Source organism: Micromonospora sp. CA-248212 (genome assembly GCF_050948405.1).
In the GTDB taxonomy this organism is placed as follows: Bacteria; Actinomycetota; Actinomycetes; order Mycobacteriales; family Micromonosporaceae; genus Micromonospora.
The window spans coordinates 2,968,330-2,987,272 of record NZ_CP192023.1; the positions used below are offsets into that span (position 1 = coordinate 2,968,330).

The 18,943-nt window shown below is 70.2% G+C and carries 15 protein-coding genes; 13 read left to right on the forward strand and 2 right to left on the reverse strand.

Features of this window, described 5'->3' with window-relative positions; genetic code table 11:
- Positions 1-166 precede the first annotated feature (166 nt).
- A complete protein-coding gene (locus ACQP03_RS14170) occupies positions 167-937 on the reverse strand; it encodes a FadR/GntR family transcriptional regulator (protein WP_357121266.1) in 771 nt (256 codons plus the stop codon).
- 151 nt (positions 938-1,088) lie between these two features.
- On the opposite strand from ACQP03_RS14170, the gene ACQP03_RS14175 reads away from it, so the two are divergent.
- From ACQP03_RS14175 to ACQP03_RS14210, 8 genes are all read left to right on the forward strand, one after another.
- The gene (locus ACQP03_RS14175; RefSeq protein ID WP_357121269.1) at positions 1,089-2,357 is read left to right on the forward strand and encodes an ABC transporter substrate-binding protein; all 1,269 of its coding nucleotides are present in this window, start codon (positions 1,089-1,091) and stop codon (positions 2,355-2,357) included.
- Between the two features lie 4 nt (positions 2,358-2,361).
- On the forward strand, positions 2,362-3,342 hold the full coding sequence (locus ACQP03_RS14180; protein ID WP_357121272.1) for a carbohydrate ABC transporter permease: 981 nt from the start codon (positions 2,362-2,364) through the stop codon (positions 3,340-3,342).
- Positions 3,342-4,169: a carbohydrate ABC transporter permease gene (locus ACQP03_RS14185; protein ID WP_355050068.1), complete on the forward strand. Its 828-nt coding sequence runs from the start codon at positions 3,342-3,344 to the stop codon at positions 4,167-4,169. The genes ACQP03_RS14180 and ACQP03_RS14185 overlap by 1 nt, the downstream gene beginning before the upstream one ends.
- A gap of 1 nt (position 4,170) precedes the next feature.
- The gene (locus tag ACQP03_RS14190) at positions 4,171-5,406 is read left to right on the forward strand and encodes a mandelate racemase/muconate lactonizing enzyme family protein (RefSeq protein WP_357121278.1); all 1,236 of its coding nucleotides are present in this window, start codon (positions 4,171-4,173) and stop codon (positions 5,404-5,406) included.
- 137 nt (positions 5,407-5,543) lie between these two features.
- Positions 5,544-6,572 carry a zinc-dependent alcohol dehydrogenase gene (locus ACQP03_RS14195; protein ID WP_433460967.1) on the forward strand — a complete coding sequence of 343 codons (1,029 nt, stop codon included), beginning with the start codon at positions 5,544-5,546 and terminating at the stop codon, positions 6,570-6,572.
- Positions 6,569-7,330, forward strand: coding sequence for an SDR family NAD(P)-dependent oxidoreductase (locus ACQP03_RS14200; protein ID WP_357392732.1), 762 nt, complete (start codon positions 6,569-6,571; stop codon positions 7,328-7,330). The genes ACQP03_RS14195 and ACQP03_RS14200 overlap by 4 nt, the downstream gene beginning before the upstream one ends.
- The gene (locus ACQP03_RS14205; protein ID WP_357121287.1) at positions 7,327-8,205 is read left to right on the forward strand and encodes an amidohydrolase family protein; all 879 of its coding nucleotides are present in this window, start codon (positions 7,327-7,329) and stop codon (positions 8,203-8,205) included. The genes ACQP03_RS14200 and ACQP03_RS14205 overlap by 4 nt, the downstream gene beginning before the upstream one ends.
- The gene (locus ACQP03_RS14210) at positions 8,202-9,173 is read left to right on the forward strand and encodes an aldo/keto reductase (protein WP_357172124.1); all 972 of its coding nucleotides are present in this window, start codon (positions 8,202-8,204) and stop codon (positions 9,171-9,173) included. Before ACQP03_RS14205 ends, ACQP03_RS14210 begins: the two co-directional genes overlap by 4 nt.
- An 84-nt stretch (positions 9,174-9,257) precedes the next feature.
- Here the strand turns inward: ACQP03_RS14210 and ACQP03_RS14215 are convergent, their stop codons facing one another.
- Positions 9,258-12,818: a ThuA domain-containing protein gene (locus ACQP03_RS14215; RefSeq protein WP_357121293.1), complete on the reverse strand. Its 3,561-nt coding sequence runs from the start codon at positions 12,816-12,818 to the stop codon at positions 9,258-9,260.
- A 524-nt stretch (positions 12,819-13,342) separates the two neighbouring features.
- Here ACQP03_RS14215 and ACQP03_RS14220 point away from each other — a divergent pair.
- Genes ACQP03_RS14220 through ACQP03_RS14240 form a run of 5 tightly spaced genes read left to right on the forward strand, consistent with a single transcriptional unit; the run spans position 13,343 to position 18,870 of the window.
- Complete coding sequence (locus tag ACQP03_RS14220) at positions 13,343-14,860, forward strand: sugar ABC transporter ATP-binding protein (RefSeq protein ID WP_357172125.1); 1,518 nt, start codon at positions 13,343-13,345, stop codon at positions 14,858-14,860.
- A complete protein-coding gene (locus ACQP03_RS14225; protein WP_357121299.1) occupies positions 14,857-15,831 on the forward strand; it encodes an ABC transporter permease in 975 nt (324 codons plus the stop codon). Before ACQP03_RS14220 ends, ACQP03_RS14225 begins: the two co-directional genes overlap by 4 nt.
- Before the next feature lie 2 nt (positions 15,832-15,833).
- Positions 15,834-16,811: an ABC transporter permease gene (locus ACQP03_RS14230; RefSeq protein WP_357392734.1), complete on the forward strand. Its 978-nt coding sequence runs from the start codon at positions 15,834-15,836 to the stop codon at positions 16,809-16,811.
- A 10-nt stretch (positions 16,812-16,821) separates the two neighbouring features.
- Complete coding sequence (locus ACQP03_RS14235; protein ID WP_357121305.1) at positions 16,822-18,012, forward strand: substrate-binding domain-containing protein; 1,191 nt, start codon at positions 16,822-16,824, stop codon at positions 18,010-18,012.
- 6 nt (positions 18,013-18,018) lie between these two features.
- Entirely contained in the window at positions 18,019-18,870 is an 852-nt protein-coding gene (locus tag ACQP03_RS14240; RefSeq protein WP_357392735.1) for a sugar phosphate isomerase/epimerase family protein, read from the forward strand.
- Positions 18,871-18,943 lie beyond the last annotated feature (73 nt).

Here is an 18,943-nt window from a genome sequence, read left to right on the forward strand (position 1 = left end):
CATCGACCTCGGTGGATCGAGTGGAGCGGTGAAGCGTGCCCTTCGCCTCTGCGGCCCGAGGGTAGTCTGTTATCGCTAACATTCTCAAGCGATGGATGGACCTGGATTTCGCTCCGGCCTCACGGACGGGGCGGCGTGGGGCTCGCACCAGGGGTCGGTGGAGCGGTCAGCGCTGCAACCGGGTGGGGCTCCCCGGTCCGCTGCGGCGCACCAGCCACGCCTCCGTGATGTGCGTGAACATCGCCTGCGCGGCGCCGTCCGGGTCGTGGGCGGCGATGCGCTCGTAGATGCGCCGGTGCCCCTGGTTCGACGCCACGCACATGGCCCGCTCGGGCTGACCCATGTACCGGGCGGTGTTGACGACCTGACTCTCCAGGGACCGGACGACACCCCGGGCGATGCGGTTTCCGGACGCCTGCATGACCGTGTCGTGGAAGGCGCGGTCGTGCTCCTGGTAGGTGACGTGGTCGTCGACCAGCTCGTCCATGCGGTCCACCAGGGCGCGTAGCCGGTCGATCGCCGCCTCGTCGGCGAGGCGGGCCGCCACGTTGGCCATGTCGGACTCCAGCACCCGGCGGGTGACCACCAGGTCGTCCAGGATCGCCAGGGTGTCGTCCTCGGCGATGGTCGCCGCGAGGACGAGTTCGTCGAGCATGTCCCACGACGAGGGTGGGGTGACGAGCGTTCCGCTGCCCTGGCGGACCTGCACGAGCCCCTTCTCCTGCAGGATCTTCACCGCTTCCCGGATGACGGTGCGGCTCACCGAGAAGGTCTCGCAGAGCACCGGCTCGGGGGGCAGTGGCGTGCCCGAGGGGTGTGCTCCCTGGACGATGCGGGTCACCAACTCGGCCGTGATCGCCTGGGCCAGATTCGTCGGGCGACGCGTCCAGTTCGGTGTCGCCGTGCCGTTGACGGCCGACTGGTTCGATGTCGTCACGTTCACCTCCGCGTGGCCGCGGGAGCGGGCCCACAAGTCCGCCCCAGTGTACGGGCAACCGTTGACGTCAGACGTCATACGAGTTACGTTCTCGTCAATCTTGCATCGACGGCCGGCGTCTCGGCCACTCCCCATATGAAGGTGAGCAACGATGAAGCAACGAGCAGTGTGGTCCGCGGTCCTCGTTGCAGGGCTGGCCCTGACAGGCTGTGGAAGCGCGACAGGTTCGGGTTCATCGTCCGAAGGCTCGGACAAGAAGCTGGTCGTCTGGGACTGGAAGTCCGGCGAGGCCAGCTCCGCCCAGTACGTGGAGAAGGCCAAGGCCGACTTCGCCAAGAAGCACAAGGACGTCAAGGTCGAGTTCGTCGCCCAGCCGTTCGAGGAGTACTACACGCTGTTGGGCGCGGCCCTCCAGTCGGGCAAGGGGCCGGACGTCATCCTGTTCAACGGTGGCGGCCAGATCCGCGACCGGGTGGCCTCGCTCCAGCCGCTCGACGAGTACGTCGGCGAGGACCGGCAGCGGCTGGCCGGCTGGGAGGCGTTCGCGAAGGACGGCAAGACGTACGCCTCTCCGGTGACGCTGCAGGGCCACCCGATCTACTACAACAAGACGCTCTACGAGAAGGCCGGTCTCGACCCGGCGAAGCCCGCCACGACCTGGCAGGAGTTCGTCGCCAACTGCGGTGTCATCACCAAGCAGACCGGCGCCAAGTGCTTCTCCGTCGGCAACAAGGAGGGCTACGGCATCCAGTTCTTCCTGTCGGCCATGGCATCGGGCGTGCTGACCCCGCAGGAATACGACAACTGGATCGCCGGCAAGCGCGACTGGAAGTCGCCGAACGTCAAGCGGCTCTTCGAGCTGTGGAAGGAGACCGGCACCGCCAAGCTGAACAACGACGGCGCGAACTCCACCGCCCTGTTCAACGACGCGTTCGCCGTGTTCCAGTCCGGCAAGGCCGCCCACATGATCGGCCTCATGTCCGACATCGGGCACTGGAAGGACTTCAACGAGTTCATCACGCCGGAGAAGCTGGGCGTGATGATGGCCCCGACGGTGACCAGCGGCGTGACCCCCAGCCTGCCGTACGACGGCGGCATCGGGTACGCGGTCGCCAAGTGGACCAAGGACCCGAAGGTGGCCGCCGACCTGGTGCGCTCGCTGAGCTCCACCGAGGCGCTGAAGGCGTTCTACGCCAACGCCGGCGCGATCACCGCGGACACGACGATCGACGTGTCGGCGAGTGGGCCGGCCGTCACCACGATCGTCTCCGCGCTCAAGACCGGCAAGCCGGCGGTGCACGTGGCGCTCTCCTCGAAGTCGCTCGACCTGATGGGCCGCCTCTCGCAGCAGTTGCTCAGCGGCTCGATCAGCGTGGACGAGGTCGTGAAGCAGATGGCCGCCTCGGACACGGCGGGCTGATCTCGTGACGATCGGCAAGTCGCTCCCGTCGGTCCGCTCGGCTTCGGCCGGGCGGGCCGGCGGGGTCCCGCCCTCCGCACCGCCGCCTCGCGACCGCGCCGTCTCGCGGCGCGCCGCCGGCGGCCGACGCGCCGAGCAACTGGCGCCCTTCGTGCTGGTCGCCCCGGCCGTCCTGATCCTCGTGCTGCTGCGGCTGTACCCGCTCGCGCTCGGTGTCAACTTCTCCTTCACCGGCGACGGCGACCGCGACGGGGCGATGGTCGGCTTCGACAACTACGTCCACCTGCTCCAGGATCCGCTGTTCCAGCAGGCGCTGCGCAACGTGGGACTGCTGGTCCTGCTCCTGCCGGTGGCGGTGGCCATTCCGGGTCTACTCGCCACGTTCATCTACCTGCGCGTGCCGGGGCACCGGTTCTACCGCAGCGTCTACTTCTTCCCGGCCGTGCTGTCCCCGGTCATCGTCGGCGCGATCTTCAATCTGCTGCTCTCGTTTGACGGTCCTGTCAACGTTGTCCTGTCCACGGTGGGCATCGGGCCGGTGGACTGGCTCGGTGATCCGGACGTCGCCATGTTCGCGGTCGTCGGTGTGCACGTGTGGGCGACCTTCGGAATGGCCCTGGTCGTCTTCCTCGCGGGCTTCGCGACCCTGGACGCGGCCCTGCTGGACGCCGCCCGGGTGGACGGCGCGTCCCTGGCCCAGGTGATCTGGCACGTGATCATTCCCAGCCTGACCCGCACCATCCAGTTCGTCTTCGTGACCACGATGATCGGGATGCTGACGTCCATGTTCGGCCTGCTCTACGTCATGACCAGTGGCGGTCCGGAGGGCTCGACCTACCTGCCGGAGTACTACATCTGGATCCAGCAGGGTCGGATGAACCGACCGGCCCTCGCGTCGGCCGCGTCCACCGTTCTGTTCGTCATCATGCTCGTCGTCGGGCTGCTCCAGCTCAAGCTGCTCCGACGCGCGGGGAGGGAGGACTGATGTCCCGCGTCCGACTGGGCAGATGGTTGCTCGTGATCCCGATGGGGCTCCTCGCGGTCGCGACGATCTACCCCCTCCTGTTCACGGCGAACGTCGCCATGAAGACCCGCCGGGAGTACATCCTCGACCGCTTCGGTCTGGCGGACTCCCTGCACTTCGAGAACATCACCAAGGCGTGGACCAGCGTCGGCATGGGCCGGTACACCGCCAACTCGATCCTCGTGGTGGGTTGCGCGGTGTTCCTGCTGCTGCTGTTCGGGTCGATGGCCGGCTTCGCGCTGAGCCAACTGCGCTTCCGGGGCTCGACGGCGCTGTTCATCGGCTGCCTCGCGGCGCTCTTCATCCCCTTCCAGGTGATCATGGTGCCGCTGGCCCGGGTGATGGCCGACAGCGGCCTGGTCGACACGTACCCGGGACTGATCCTGGCGTACGTCGCGCAGTTCCTGCCCTTCACGGTCTTCCTGATGACCAGCTACTACCGCACCATCCCGGCGGAGATCGTCGACGCGGCCCGGATCGACGGCAACACCGTGTACGGCGTCTACCGGCGGATCATGCTGCCGCTGGGCGCTCCGGCGCTGCTGTCCGTGGGCATCCTCAACACGCTGTTCTGCTGGAACGACGTGCTCATCTCGCTGCTGCTGATGCCGTCGGCCGACCACCGGACCCTCATGGTCGGGGTGACCTCGCTGCGGGGGCAGTACTCCGAGGACATTCCCACCTTCGCCTCCGGGGTGCTCATCGCCGCGATCCCGGTCCTGGCGGTCTACCTGTTCCTTCAGCGCCAGATCGCCGACGGCGTCGCCGCTGGTTCCACGAAAGGCTGACATGCGCATCACCGGGTATCGAACCCTGACGACGGTCCAGGAGTGGGGCCGACCCGTCGGCGACGCCAACGGCGTGTTCCCCGACGGCGTGACGACACTGCCGATCACCATCGTCGAGACCGACGAGGGGATCGACGGCATCGGCCTCGGGCCGCACGTGGAGATCGACAAGATCTTCCCGGCCATCGAAGGGGAAGATCCCCGCGCGGTGTCCACCCTGTACGACCGGATGCTGCGGCAGACGTTCAAGGCCGGGCACGCCGGCCTGGTGTTCGGGACGATCGGCGCGCTGGACACCGCCCTGTGGGATATCAAGGCGAAGATCGCCGGTGAGCCGCTCTGGCGCCTGCTCGGCGGGCGGGACCGGCGGGTTCCCGCGTACGCCTCCGGTCTCGACATCGGGCTGACCGACGACGAACTGGTCGCGGAGTACGAGGTCTATGCCGGGTACGGCCTGCGGGCCGCCAAGCTCAAGGGCGGTCTCGACATCGAGCGGGACCGGCACCGGCTCGGCCTGGTCCGGGAGGTGCTGACCGAGGCCGGTCACGGCCGACGGCCGGGCCTGATGCTCGACGTCAACGAGGCGTGGTCGCGCAAGCAGGCCGTGCGCCACGTGGCCGAGTTGGAACGTACCCTCGATCTGATCTGGATCGAGGAGCCGGTCCGCCGCTGGGACGCCGAGGGCCTGGCCGCCGTGGGGCGGGGCGTACGGGCCTCGATCGCCACCGGTGAGAACCTCACCGGGCTGGAGCAGTACCGGCCGCTGATCGCGGCGGGCGCGGTCGACATCGTGCAGACGGCCGCGGTCTGGGGGGTCACCCACTTCCTGCGGGTGGCGGCGCTGGCGCACGCCAACGACCTACCGGTCAGCCCCATCGGCAACATCCCCGTCGGTCTCCTGCACGCCGCGACCTCGGTGCCCAACCACCTGGTCAGCGAGTTGCAGGATCTCCGACCACCGACGGGTATCGGCCTCGACCTGCACGTCGAGGACGGCGCGTTCGTCCTGGGTGAGACACCCGGCCTCGGGGTACGGGTGGACGAGGCGGCGATCGCGGCCGCCGGACACCGTCCGGGGACTCCGACCGCCGACAGCCCGAACGTCCGTCCGGAGCGAGCCGGCAAGCGGCTGCTCGCCGTGGCCGAGCACCCGGTCGCCGCCGTGCCGGCCGGGGTCGAGGCCCTGCTCGTCGACGCGGTCACGTCCCCGAACGACGTGGCGCCGCTGCGGCACTGAGCCGGCACGGACCGTATCCGCACTGGACCGCAATTGGTCGGATGATTACCGTGTCCGTGGCGCCGACACCGCGGACGCGGCTCCGGCCGCCCTGTCACCCGCACCGTACGTACCAACCACGTCGAGACGGAGCAGCAGTGAAGGCAGTTGTCTACAAGGGAGCACGGGACCTCGGGATCGAGGACCGCGCACCGGAACCGCCGGGCCCCGGCCAGGTACGGATCGCGGTGGCGTACACCGGGATCTGCGGTACGGACCTGCACATCTTCCACGGCGACATGGACGCCCGGGTCGGCGCGTCGGCGGTCCTGGGACACGAGATGTCGGGGCGCGTCGCCGCGGTCGGCGACGGCGTGGCCGATCTGCGGGTCGGGCAGCCCGTCACCGTGATGCCCACGCGCGCCTGCGGGCAGTGCCCGGCGTGCCGTCGTGGCCACTCGCACATCTGTCACGCGATGGACTTCCTCGGCATCGACTCGCCCGGCGCGATGCAGTCGTCCTGGACGGTGCCGGCCGACCTGGTGCTGCCGCTCCCCGACGACCTGCCGTTGGACCGCGCGGCGCTCGTCGAGCCCGTCGCCGTGGCGGTGCACGACGTCGGCCGGGCACAGGTGGCGTCCGGCGAGCACGTGGTCGTCGTCGGCGGGGGCCCGGTGGGCGTCCTCATCGCCGCCGTCGCCCGTGAGCGGGGGGCCCAGGTCCTGCTCGTCGAACCGGACGGTTTCCGGCGCGGAGTCGCGTCGGGCATCGGCATCGAGGCCGTCGACCCGGGGCCGACCGACGTGGTGGCGCTGGTCAACGAACGGACCGGCGGCGCGGGCGCGGACGTCGCGTTCGAGGTGTCCGGTTCGGCCGCCGGCGTCGGCACGGCGGTGGACGTGCTGACCACCCGGGGCCGGCTGGTGATGGTGGCGATCCACCCGCAGCCACGTCCGGTGAACCTGCACCGCTTCTTCTGGCGGGAACTGGAGTTGCTGGGCGCGCGGCTGTACCGGCGCGAGGATGTCGTCGAGGCGATCCGGCTGGTGGCGGCGGGCGTCATCCCGGCCCAGGAGCTGATCTCCCGGGTGCTCCCGGTGGCCGGCGTCACGGACGCGTTCACGGCCCTGGAGTCCGGCGGAGGTGTCATGAAGGTGCTGCTCGACTGGCGGGAGGAGGAGCGATGAGCGTCCTGTTCGACCTGACCGGACGGACCGCCCTGGTAACCGGGGCCCGGCGGGGGATCGGCCTGGCGATGGCCGAGGCCCTGGCGTTGGCCGGCGCGGACATCATCGGGGTGTCGGCGCAGTTGGAGCCGGAGGGCAGTGAGGTCCAACGGCGCGTCGAGGCCGCCGGTCGCCGGTTCACCGCCATCCGGACCGACCTGGGCGACCGGGCCGCGGTGTACCGGCTGGCCGAGGAGGCCGAGGCGGTCGCGCCGGTGGACATCCTGGTGAACAACGGCGGCACGATCGCCCGGGCGCCGGCCGTGGAGCACCCCGACGAGATGTGGGACCGGGTAATGCAGGTCAACCTGTCCAGCCAGTTCGTGCTGACCCGGGAGATCGGCCGGCGGATGGTCGACCGGGGCCACGGCAAGGTCATCTTCACCGCCTCGCTGCTGAGCTTCCAGGGCGGCATCAACGTCGCGAGCTACACGGCGGCCAAGTCCGGCCTCGCCGGGCTGACCAAGGCGCTGTCCAACGAGTGGGCCGGACACGGCGTCAACGTCAACGCGATAGCGCCCGGGTACATCGCCACCGACAACACCCAGGCGCTGCGCGACGACCCGGTACGCAACGACGCCATCCTGGGTCGGATCCCGGCCGGCCGGTGGGGACGCGCCGACGACCTGGCCGGCGCCACCGTGTTCCTGGCCGCCAGCGCGTCGGACTACGTGCACGGCACCGTCCTGCCCGTCGACGGCGGATGGTTGGGCCGATGACCGGGCCCACGCCGACCGGGCGTCCCGGCATCATCGACGCGCACCACCACCTCTGGGTCCGCGCCCGGCACCCGCAACCGTGGATCGACCCGGACACGATGGCGGCCATCGACAACGACTTCACCCCGGCGGATCTCGCTCCGGCGGCGCGGGCCGCCGGGGTCACCGAGACCGTCGTCGTGCAGTCCATCGCCTCCGTGGCGGAGACGGAACACCTGTTGGGCATCGCGGCCGACGATCCCCTCATCGGCGGCGTCGTCGGCTGGGTCAACCTCGCCGCCGACGACATCGACGAGCGCCTCGACCGCCTGCGCGCCGCCCGCGGCGGGGAGCGGCTGGTCGCCATCCGCCACCTGGTCCAGTCCGAGCCCGACCCGGCGTACCTCGACCGGCGCGACGTTCGGCGGGGCATCGCGGCCGTCGGGGCCGCCGGTCTCGCCTACGACCTGCTGGTCCGCGACCATCAACTGCCGGCGGCCACGCGGCTCGTCCGGGACCTGCCCGAGGTGTCGTTCGTCCTGGACCACCTCGCCAAGCCGTCGCTCGGCAGGGGAGACCTGGGCGACTGGCCCGCCAACCTGCGGGCGCTCGCCGCCGAGCCGAATGTCACCGCGAAGCTCTCCGGCCTGGTGACCGAGGTGGACGGCTCGTCCTGGTCCGCTGCCGACCTGCGCCCCGCCATCGACCACGCGCTCGACGCGTTCGGACCGCACCGGCTCATGTTCGGCTCCGACTGGCCGGTGTGCCTGCTCGCCAGCTCCTACACCCGGTGGGTCGGCGTCCTCGCCGATCTGCTGGAACCGCTCGCCGACGCGGAGCAGGCGTCGATCTGGCGGGAGACCGCCGCCCGCGCGTACGGGCTGGGGGAGCCGTGACGGGCCGGGAGCTGCCCCGGCGACCGGGGGTACGCCTCACCACGCTGGGCTTCGGCGCGGCGCAGGGCGGCAACCTGTACCGGGGGACGTCGGACGAGGAGTTCGCGGCGGCCGTCGACACCGCCTGGGACGCCGGCATCCGGTACTTCGACACCGCGCCGCACTACGGTCTCGGCCTGTCCGAGCGGCGGTTGGGGGCGGCGCTGCGGTCTCGGCCCCGCGACGAGTACGTGGTGTCGACGAAGGTCGGGCGGCTGCTCGTACCCTCGCCCGAGGGCGCGCGGGACCGCGACCCCGAGGGGTTCGACGTGCCGGCCGACCACCGGCGGGTCTGGGACTTCAGCCGCGACGGCGTCCTGCGGTCGTTGGAGGCCAGCCTGGACCGCACCGGCCTGGACCGCGTGGACGTCGTCTACCTGCACGACCCGGACGAGCACTGGGAGCAGGCGGCGACCGAGGCGGTACCGGCCCTGGTCGAGCTGCGTGACCAGGGGGTCGTCGGCGCGATCGGCGCCGGCATGAACCAGTCGGCGATGCTGGCCCGCTTCGTCCAGGAGACCGACATCGACGTGGTGATGTGCGCCGGCCGCTACACCCTGCTCGAACAGGGCGCGGCCGACGACCTGCTGCCGGCCGCGCAGGCCGCGGGGGTGGGCGTGGTGATCGCCGGGGTCTACAACTCCGGGCTGCTGGCCCGTGACCAGCCGCCGGCCGACGCGACCTACAACTACCAGCAGGCGCCGCCCGAGGTGATCGAACGGGCCCGCCGGATCGCGGCGGTCTGCCAGGAGCACGGCGTCACGCTGCCCCAGGCGGCGCTGGCGTTCGTCCGCCGGCACCCGGTGGTGGTCTCGACGGTGGTCGGCCTGCGGGACGAGGCCCAGGTGACCGAGACCCTGCGCCGCTTCGACGCGGACGTCCCGGAGCGGCTGTGGGTGGCGCTGCGCGACGCCGGACTGCTCCGCTGACGGCGCGGCGCTGAAAAGCCGGAGCGCCGGCCACCCGTCGTCAGGAGCGGGTGGCCGGCGCTTCGTTCGCGCCAGGTCCGGTGATCAGACCTGGGTGAACCGCCACTGCTGGTTGGCGGCGCTGTGACAGCCCCACTGCAGCAGGCGGGCCCCGTCAGCGGTCGAGGCGCCGTTGACGTCCAGGCAGAGCCCGCTCAGCGCGCTCTTGACCGTGTAGACCCCGGTGGTGCCGGTCGCCGTCACGGTGAACTTCTGTTGGTTGGAGTTGTTGCAGGTGGTGTGTTGCAGGAAGGCGCCCTGTGCGGTCGAGCCGCCGACGACGTCGAGGCACTTACCGCTGTGCACCGCCTTGAGGTAGACGGCGCCGCCGCCGGCGTCCACCGCCTGCCACTTCTGGTTGTTGCCCCCGGTGGCCGCCCACTGCACGACCTGGGCGCCGTCGGCGGTGGAGACCCCGCTGACGTCCATCAGCTTGCCGCTGTGCTGGGCCGTGAGGGTCCAGGTCTTCCCGGCCACGCCACCGGTACCCGGGTCGCTGCCGCCGGGCACCCCCACGCCGTTGCCGCCGAAGGTGAAGGCGTCGAGGTCGAACCAGTTGGACGAGCTGCCCTTGAACACCATGTAGAGGGTGTGCGTCCCGGACAGGGCCGCGACGCTCGTCGCCGCCGTGGACTGGTAGTTGTCCCAGCCGCCGGTGCTGGGCACCGACGTGGTGGCCAGCAGGGTGCCGGTCGGCGAGTCGGCCCGCAGCTCGATGCTTCCGCCGCCGCTGGGCGAGGAGAGCCGGTAGCTGACGGTGCTGATGTTCGACAGGCTCATCGGGTTGAACGCTACCCAGTCGTTGTTGGAGATGTCACCGACGCGCTTACCGCTCTCCGCGGCGCTCTGGTCGACGACCCGGATGCCCGACTGGCTGCTGAAGTACTCGGCCTGCTTGTGCTTCGGCTGCAGGATCGCCTGCGCGTAGCCGGTCAGCGGCGAGCCGCCACCCGAGCCGCCGTTGTCGGTGTAGCGGGCGTTGAGCACGTAGTACAGGTTCGCGCCCTCGGGGTGCCCACCGAGCAGGTCGGTGGAGATGGTCCCCGAACACCCCGGGTACTCGGTGGTCTCGTGGGCGTGGTCGTCGTGGCCGAGGGCCGGGTTGACGAACACCTTGGTGCAGTCGATGGCCGCGCCGCCGGGGTCGGAGACACTGACCGTGTACGAGACCTTGTCGCCGAAGTTCAGCATGCCGCCGTTGGGCGGCACGTTGATGGTGACCACCGGGGCGGTGTTGCCGACGGTGATCTGCACGTTGGCGAAGCCGGTCTTGCCGGTGTTGTCGGTGACCTTCAGCTGTGCGGTGTAGTCGCCGTTGGTCGTGTAGGTGTGTGTCGGGTTGGCTGCCGTGGACGTACCACCGTCACCGAAGGTCCACTGGTAGCTGAGGGTGTTGCCAGGGTCCGGGTCGTTTGTGCCGGCGCTGCTGAACTGGACGGTCAGCGGGGCGCTGCCGCTGGTCGGCGTGCCGACGGCCTTCGCGATCGGTGACCGGCCGCCCTGGATGTAGTCGATCCGGTAGAGCCCGGAGTCGTTGTTGCCGCCGCCGAAGTTCGAGCCCCACTCCAGCAGGTACAGCGAACCGTCGGGGCCGAACTCCATGTCCATGGGCTTGTTGAAGTTGCCGCCGGGCAGGAACGGGTTGGTCCGGGTGACCGCCGTCGAGGAGTCGAAGTGGACCTCCTTGACGTAGTTGCGGGCCCACTCGTAGAAGAAGTGCACGCCGTCGTAGTACGGCGGGAACTTCGTCGCCGACGGGTTGTTCGCGTTGTACCGGTACACCGGGCCGCCCATCGGGGCCGACCCGCCGGAGCCCAGCTCGGGGAAGGTCGTCGAGGCCGGGTAGCCGTACCAGATGTTCGGCGAGACGACCGGCTTGAGGTTGACCAGGCCGGTGTTGTTGGGCGAGTTGTTGACCGGCGCGCTGCAGTTGAACTTCGCCCCGACCACACCGGTGTCCGGGTTGAACGGCGCGTACGGCTGGTTGTTGCCGTGGCAGAACGGCCAGCCGTAGTTGCCGGCCGTCTTGATCACGTTCAGCTCGACGAGACCCTCCGGGCCGCGGTTGGTCGTCGGCGGGTTGCGGTCCGGCCCGTAGTCGGCCAGGTAGACCCAGCCGGTGACCGGGTCGATCGAGAAGCGGAACGGGTTGCGGAAGCCCATGGCGTACACCTCGGGCTTGGTCTGCGCCGTGCCCTGGGGGTAGAGGTTGCCCGTCGGGATGGTGTACCCGCCGCTGGCCGACGGCTTGATGCGCAGCAGCTTGCCCCGCAGGTCGTTGGTGTTACCGGCGGACCGGGCGGCGTCCAGGTTGGACTTGCCCGAGCGCCAGTCCAGCGGGGCGTACCCCTGCCAGTTGGGGTCGAGGTTGGGCGGCGTGTCGTCGCCGGTGCCGATGTAGAGGTTGCCGTCCGGGCCGAAGTCGATGTAGCCGCCGGTGTGTCCGGGCTCCGCGAAGGTCCGGTCCCGGTACGCGGGGATGTCGATGATCCGGGCCTCGGTGGACAGGTTGAGCGTGTCACCGGAGAGCGTGTAGCGGGACACCCGGTTGACGTCGGTCGAGCTGCTCGCGGGTGAGTGGTACAGGTAGACGTATCCGTTGCTGGCGAACGCGGGGTCTATCGCGACGCCGGTGAGGCCGTCCTCACCGCCGGTGTAGACGCTCAGTGTGGCGGCGGTGACGGTGCTGTTCGTGCTCGGCTTGAAGATCTTGACCTGGCCACCCCGCTGGACGTACAGGACGCGACCGTCCGGCAGCACGGACAGCGCCATCGGGTCCGCGGTGTTGTCGTCGAGCGTGCGCTTCTCGAAGTTGCCCCAGACGGTGCCGCCGCAGTCGCCGGGCAGGTTGCCGGCGGCCCACTTGATGCCGCCCAGGACGTGGTTGCGGAAGTAGGTCTCGCTGTAGGAGTCGATGGCGTGGCCCATCGCGGTGGCCCACACCCGTCCGCCACCGGTGTTGCGGCACCACGAGATCGGGTGGTCCGGGCCCATCGCCCGCGAGCCCGGGTTGTACGTGCGCTCGTCGGCGGTCACCAGGACGTGCACGTTGCCGCGCGGGTTGGAGTCGAAGTTGTACCACTCCTCGCTGCGGCTCCAGCGGTCCGGCAGGCCGACCGTCGAGGGGTGCTGCTTGTCGGCGACGATGGCGGTGCCGGCGAGGACTCCGGGGGAGTGCTCGGGCATGTGGGCGCCGCCGTTCATCATCTGGTCCCACCACGGGTACTCAGACTCGATGCCCATGTCGGTGGCGTTGTGCACGCCCACGATGCCCTTGCCACTGGCGAGGTAGCCCTCGATGGCTTGGCGCTGGGAGGCCGAGGTCCAGACCATGCCGGAGGTCTGGAGCATGATGACGACGTCGAAGGTGGCGAGGTTGGCGGCCGTGAAGACGCTCGCGTCCTCGGTCGCCACCACCTCGAAGTTGTTCGCGGCGGCCTGCTGCTGGATCATCGAGATCCCGGCCGGGATCGAGTCGTGCCGGTAGCCGGCGGTCTTGGTGAACAACAGGGCGCGGAACGCCGGGGCGGCCGACGCTGGCGGGGCCAGGCCGAGGGCCACCAACAGGCCGACGATCAATCCAATGATCATTGTGGGGCGACGCATGCCGTCTCCTAGGTTTGGGCGGGCAACTGGCGATTGCGAGCACGGGCCGACAGCGCGTCAGGTCGTGCCTGGGCGCGCGAGAGCCACGGGTGTGCTGGTCGCGGTCGTCGTGCCGTACGCCGAGACGGCAGTCAGCCCCGCTGGATGTCACACAGCGTGATGTGGGCTGTGATCTCGTCCATGGTCTGCGAGGTCAGGATGAATCATCCATTGAGGACTGTCAATATAACGTCGAGCGTCTGATGTTACCCCCGGGTAGGGGTGGTCGGGCCTGACCGGTCCATGCCCGCACTCGTGCCGATCGAGTGCTGGGCCTGGCTGTCGCCGCAGATCGAGGATTGCGGACCCGCATCCAAACATCTATCTTCATACGTGTGATGTTTCCTCGATGTCAAGGAAATGTTTGCACCATAAAAACGCAAGTTCTTCAGCAAGCTGCGAAAGTGCGTCACTCAGCGCGTCGAACGGCCTACCGGCGGCTGTGCTGACCTCGTCGATGACTACTATCTGTAAGGGCTATCGGGATGTCAGATCCACCACCGGCACCGCTGCTGGCCCTGCGGGGCATCGGCAAGTCGTTCCTCGGTGTACGCGTCCTCGAGGGCGTCGACCTCGACGTCGCGCCGGGCGAGGTGCACGCCGTCGTCGGTGAGAACGGCGCCGGCAAGTCGACGCTCATGAAGATCGTCTCGGGCGGGTACGCCCCGGACGAGGGCACCGTCGAGTTCGCCGGCCAACCGCGCGCGTTCCACGGCCCCCGTGATGCCCAGCGCGCCGGCGTCGGCATCATCCACCAGGAATTCAACCTGCTGCCCGAGCGCACCGTCGCGGAGAACGTCTACCTGGGCCACGAACCGGTCCGGCGTGGATTGGTCGACCGCCGCGCGATGCTCGACCGCACCCGCGACCTGCTCACCTCGATCGGCGAGACCGCCCTGCCGGCCGACGCCCGGGTCGGGCGGCTCGGCGTCGCCCAGCAGCAGGTCGTCGAGATCGCCAAGGCGCTCGCCCTGGACGCGCGACTGCTCATCATGGACGAGCCGACCGCGGCCCTCGCGGACCAGGAGGTCGAACTGCTCTACGGGCTGGTACGCCGCCTCCAGGAGCGCGGGATCGGTCTGCTGTACGTGTCGCACCGGCTCACCGAGGTCTTCGACCTGTCCAGCCGGATCACCGTGCTCAAGGACGGTCGCCGGGTGACCACGGTGGACACCGCGAGCACGACCGCCGACGAGCTGGTCCGGCACATGGTCGGCCGCGAGCTGTCCAGCTACTACCCCGAGCGGGCCGGTCCCGACGACCGTGGGCCGGTCCGGCTCACCGTCCGCGACGGGGGTAACCGCAAGCTGCGGGGAGTGGACCTCGAGCTGCGCGCCGGCGAGGTGCTCGGCGTCGGCGGCCTACAGGGCTCCGGACGATCCGCGCTCGCTCGGGCGCTCTTCGGCGTGGCGCCGTTCACGACCGGCGCCGTCGAATTGGACGGCGAACCGGTGCGGCTGCGCTCGCCGCGCGCCGCCATGCGGGCCGGCATCGCGTACGTCACCGAGGACCGCAAGGGCGAGGGCATCGTGGCACGGCAATCGGTGCTCGACAACGCGCTGCTGGCCAGCCGGGCCGCCTTCGCGACACGGTCCGGTCGCGCCGCCCGCACGGCACGGGTACGCGAGCTGCTCGCCGCCGTGGAGGTCCGCTCGGCCGGCGACGACCAGGAGATCCGCTTCCTCTCCGGCGGCAACCAGCAGAAGGTGGTGCTGGCCCGCTGGCTGGCGCTGAGCCCGCGCATCCTGATCTTCGACGAGCCGACCCGGGGCATCGACGTGGGGGCGAAGTCCGCCATCCACGACCTCGTCCGCCGCCTCGCCAGCGACGGCGCGGCGGTGCTGATGATCTCGTCGGAGCTGCCGGAGCTGCTCGGTATGAGCGACCGGATCGTCGTCCTGCGCGACGGTCGGATCGCGGGCGAGCTGCCCGCCGGCGCGACCGAGGAGGACGTCGTCGCCCTGGCCGTCGGCACCACCACCGTCCGGGAGGCTGTCTCATGACCGCCCTGTCGCTGCGTCCCGCCCGCCGTGCCGTGCCGGGCGTGTACGTGGCCCTTGCCCTCACCCTCGTGGTCGGCTGGCTGATCGTCATGCTCGACGGTGGTCAGCTCTTCAACCAGTCGACGACGGTGAGCCTGCTGCACGTCGCCGCCGGCCTCGGGCTCGTCGCCGTCGGGCAGACCCTGGTCATCCTCGGTGGGTCGCTCGACCTCTCCGTGGCGTTCGTGATCAGCCTCAGCACCCTGGTGGCGGCCGAGGCGATGAACGGCAGCGACGGCGCCCTGCTGCCGGCGATCGGGCTGGCGCTCGCGGTCAGCGCCGGCGTCGGACTGCTCAACGGGCTGCTCGTCACCAAGCTGCGGATCAACGCGTTCATCGCGACCCTCGGCGTCGGACTGCTGCTCAAGGGCTACCTCGACAACGGCTACGACGGCCCGGCCGGCGAGAGCGCGCCCGCTCTCGTCCGGACGCTCGGCTACCAGCGGGTCGGCCCGGTGCCGGTGTCCTTCCTGCTGCTGCTCGCGGTGACCGCGGCGGCCTGGTTCGTCCTCTCGCGTACCCGGTTCGGCCACCACCTGGTGGCCGTCGGGGGTGATCCGGAGGTCGCCCGGCTCTCCGGCGTCCGCAACGACCGGGTCCTCGTCACGGCCCACGTGCTGTGTTCCCTCTGTGCCGGGCTGGCCGGCGTCTACCTGGCCAGCCGGCTCGGCTCCGGCGCCCCGCGGGTGGGCACCGAGGGGCTCTACGACCTGGAGTCCATCGCCGCGGTGGTCCTCGGTGGCACCGCCCTCGCGGGCGGGCGCGGGGGCGTCCTCGGCACGATCGGCGGCGTGCTGCTGCTCGCCAGCATCGACGCGGTCTTCAACCAGCTCGAGGTCGACGCGTTCTTCAAGCAGGTGATCCGTGGCGTGATCATCATCGCCGCGGTCGCCGTCTACGCCCGACGGGCCATGCGAAAGGCGGGGTCCTGACCATGCGGGTCGCCGAGCGCCGTCCGCTCACCCTCCGGATCCGCCCCGACGGGATCGCGCCGATCGCCGCGCTCCTGGCGGTGCTGCTGATCATCATCGCGTTCGTGCAACCCGACTTCCTCGCCCCCGGGTCGCTGATGTCGTTCCTGGGTCGCTCCGCGCCGATCATCCTGCTCGCCGCCGGTCAGTACTTCGTGATCGTCAGCGGGGAGTTCGACCTCTCGGTGGGCTCCCTGGTCACGGCGCAGGTCGTCGTGGCTGCCCGCCTCATCGACAGCGACCCGTCGCGCACCTGGCCGGTGGTCGCGTTGCTGCTCGTCGGTGGCGCGTTCGTCGGGCTGGTCAACGGTCTGGTCACCACGGTGCTGCGGGTGCCCTCCTTCATCACCACCCTGGGCATGTTCCTGATCCTCGTCGGCGCCGTCTACCTGTGGTCCGACGGCGCACCGAAGGGCGGCCTCTCCGAGGAGTTCCGTCGGTTCGGTCGACGGGCCATCGAGGACGTGCCGCTGCTCGGCCGGATCCCGTACGCGCTGCTCGTGCTGGTGGTCGTCGCCGCGATCGCCGTGGTGCTGACCCGCTCGGACTTCGGCCGCACGCTCGTCGCCGTCGGGGACAATCCGCGCACCGCCGAGTTGAGCGGCGTACGCGTCGGTCTCACCAAGACGATCGCGTTCGTGCTGAGCGGTGTCGCGGCGGCGGTCGCGGCGATCCTGCTCGGCGGGTACAGCGGTGTGTCGTTCCAGGCCGGAGTCGGCCTGGAGTTCGCCGCGATCACCGCCGTCGTGCTCGGCGGGGTCGCCCTCGGCGGCGGTCGCGGCTCGGTCGTCGGGGCGATGCTCGGCGCACTGACCCTCGAGACGCTCTTCGCGCTGATGAACTTCACCGGCGTCTCCGGTGCCCTCAGATCGACCGTCCAAGGCTTGATCATCCTGCTCGCCGTGGCGGTCTCGGCTTCGCGTTCCTCCTCCTCAAGATAAAGGTGATTCGATGAGACGATCCATGACCGCCCTGGCTGCGGCCGGTGTGCTGACGCTGGCCGCCGCCGGATGCGCCACCGACGAGCCGACCGCGTCCCCGTCCGGCAGCGCGTCCGCCGCCGCGGGGTCCGGCACCGGGGAGCAGTCCAAGTTCTTCGTGCAGGCCGACTACGACAACGAGCTGGCCCTGCTCGACGCCGCCCCGACGGGCCCGGCGGACAAGCCGTGGGAGCAGGTGCTCAACCCGAAGATGGTGGACACCGCCAAGTTCAAGAAGGCCGGTCCGCACAAGATCTGCTTCTCGAACGCGGCGCTGAACAACCCGTGGCGGCAGGTCGGCTTCAAGACCATGCAGGCCGAGGTCGAGGCGCAGAAGTCCCGCATCAGCGAGTTCGTGCACGTCGACGCCGAGGGCAAGGACCAGAAGCAGATCGCCGACATCAACGATCTGCTCGGCAAGAGCTGCGACGCGCTCATCGTGTCGCCGAACACCACCGCCACACTCACCCCGGCCGTCGAGGCCGCCTGCAAGGCCGGCCTGCCGGTGGTCGTCTTCGACCGGGGCGTCAACACGACCTGCCCGGTGACGTTCATCAACCCGGTGGGTGGCTACGGCTTCGGCCACGTCGGCGCGGAGTTCGTCAGCCAGAAGATGAAGCCCGGCGGCAAGCTGCTGGCGCTGCGCATCCTGCCCGGGGTCGACGTGTTGGAGACCCGCTGGTCGGCCGCGAAGATCGCGCTGGACAAGGCGAAGGTCGACGTCGTGGGCGTGGAGTTCACCGACGGCGACCCCGCCAAGACCAAGAAGATCGTGAACGACTACATCCAGCGGTACGGCACGATCGACGGGGTCTGGATGGACGCCGGAGCGGTCGCCGTGGCGGCGGTCGAGGCGTTCCAGGACGCCGGCAAGCCCGTACCGCCGATTAACGGCGAGGACCAGCTCGACTTCCTGAAGCTCTGGAAGGACAAGCAGCTCACCGCCATCGCGCCGACCTACCCGACGTACCAGTGGCGGACGCCGATCGTCGCCGCGCTGGACATCCTCGACGGCAAGCAGGTGTCCAGCCCGTGGAAGCTGCCGCAGCCCACGATCACCCAGGACAACCTGGACCAGTACCTCGACGCGAGCATGCCGCCGCTGCACTACGCGATGTGCGGCTGCCGTGACCTGCCCGGCTACCCCCAGCGCTGGAAGTAGGTTGCGGTGTACGCCATTGGCGTCAACCCCTGGGTGTGGGCCTCGCCGGTCGACGACGAGGCCCTCGCCCGGTTGATCCCGCGGATCGCCTCGTTCGGGTTCGACGCGGTCGAACTGCCGATCGAGCAGCCCGGCGACTGGGATCCCGTCCGCACGCGGGACCTGCTGGCCGAGCACGGCCTCGCCGCGGCCGGGGTCTGCGCGGTCACCCCGCCCGGGCGGGACCTGGTGGACGCCCCGCCGGCCGTCGTCGAGTCGACCGTCGCGTACCTCATGGGGTGTGTGGCGAGCGCGGCGGCGGTCGGCGCGCCCTGCGTCGGCGGTCCGGTGTACGCGGCCGTCGGGCGTACCTGGCGGATGTCGGCGGCGGCCCGCGCGGCCTGCTACGCCGACTTCCGGCGGGCGCTCGCGCCGGTCGCCGACCGGGCCGGCGAGTGTGGCGTGAGCATCGGTGTCGAGGCGCTGAACCGCTACGAGACGAGCGTGCTCAACACCGTTGAGCAGACGATCGAGGCGATCGACGGCCTGCCGTCGAGCGTCGGCATCATGATCGATACGTACCACATGAACATCGAGGAGGCAGACCCCTACGCGGCCCTCGCGCTGGCCGGTCCGCACATCAAGCACGTCCAGGTCAGCGGCACCGATCGGGGCGCTCCCGGCGCGGACCACTTCGACTGGCCGCGCTTCTTCTCCGTCCTGCGGGGCACCGGCTACCGGGGCGCGGTCTGCATCGAGTCGTTCACGTCCGACAACGCCACCATCGCCACCGCGGCGTCGATCTGGCGGCCCCTGGCCCCCACCCAGGACCGCCTCGCGGTCGACGGCCTGCACCACCTCCGCAAGGTCGTCGCCTGACCGGGCGTCGGCACGCCCATGTTGTTAGCGCTAACCCCACCACCCCACCTCTACCCCCCCCAGGAGACCGTCC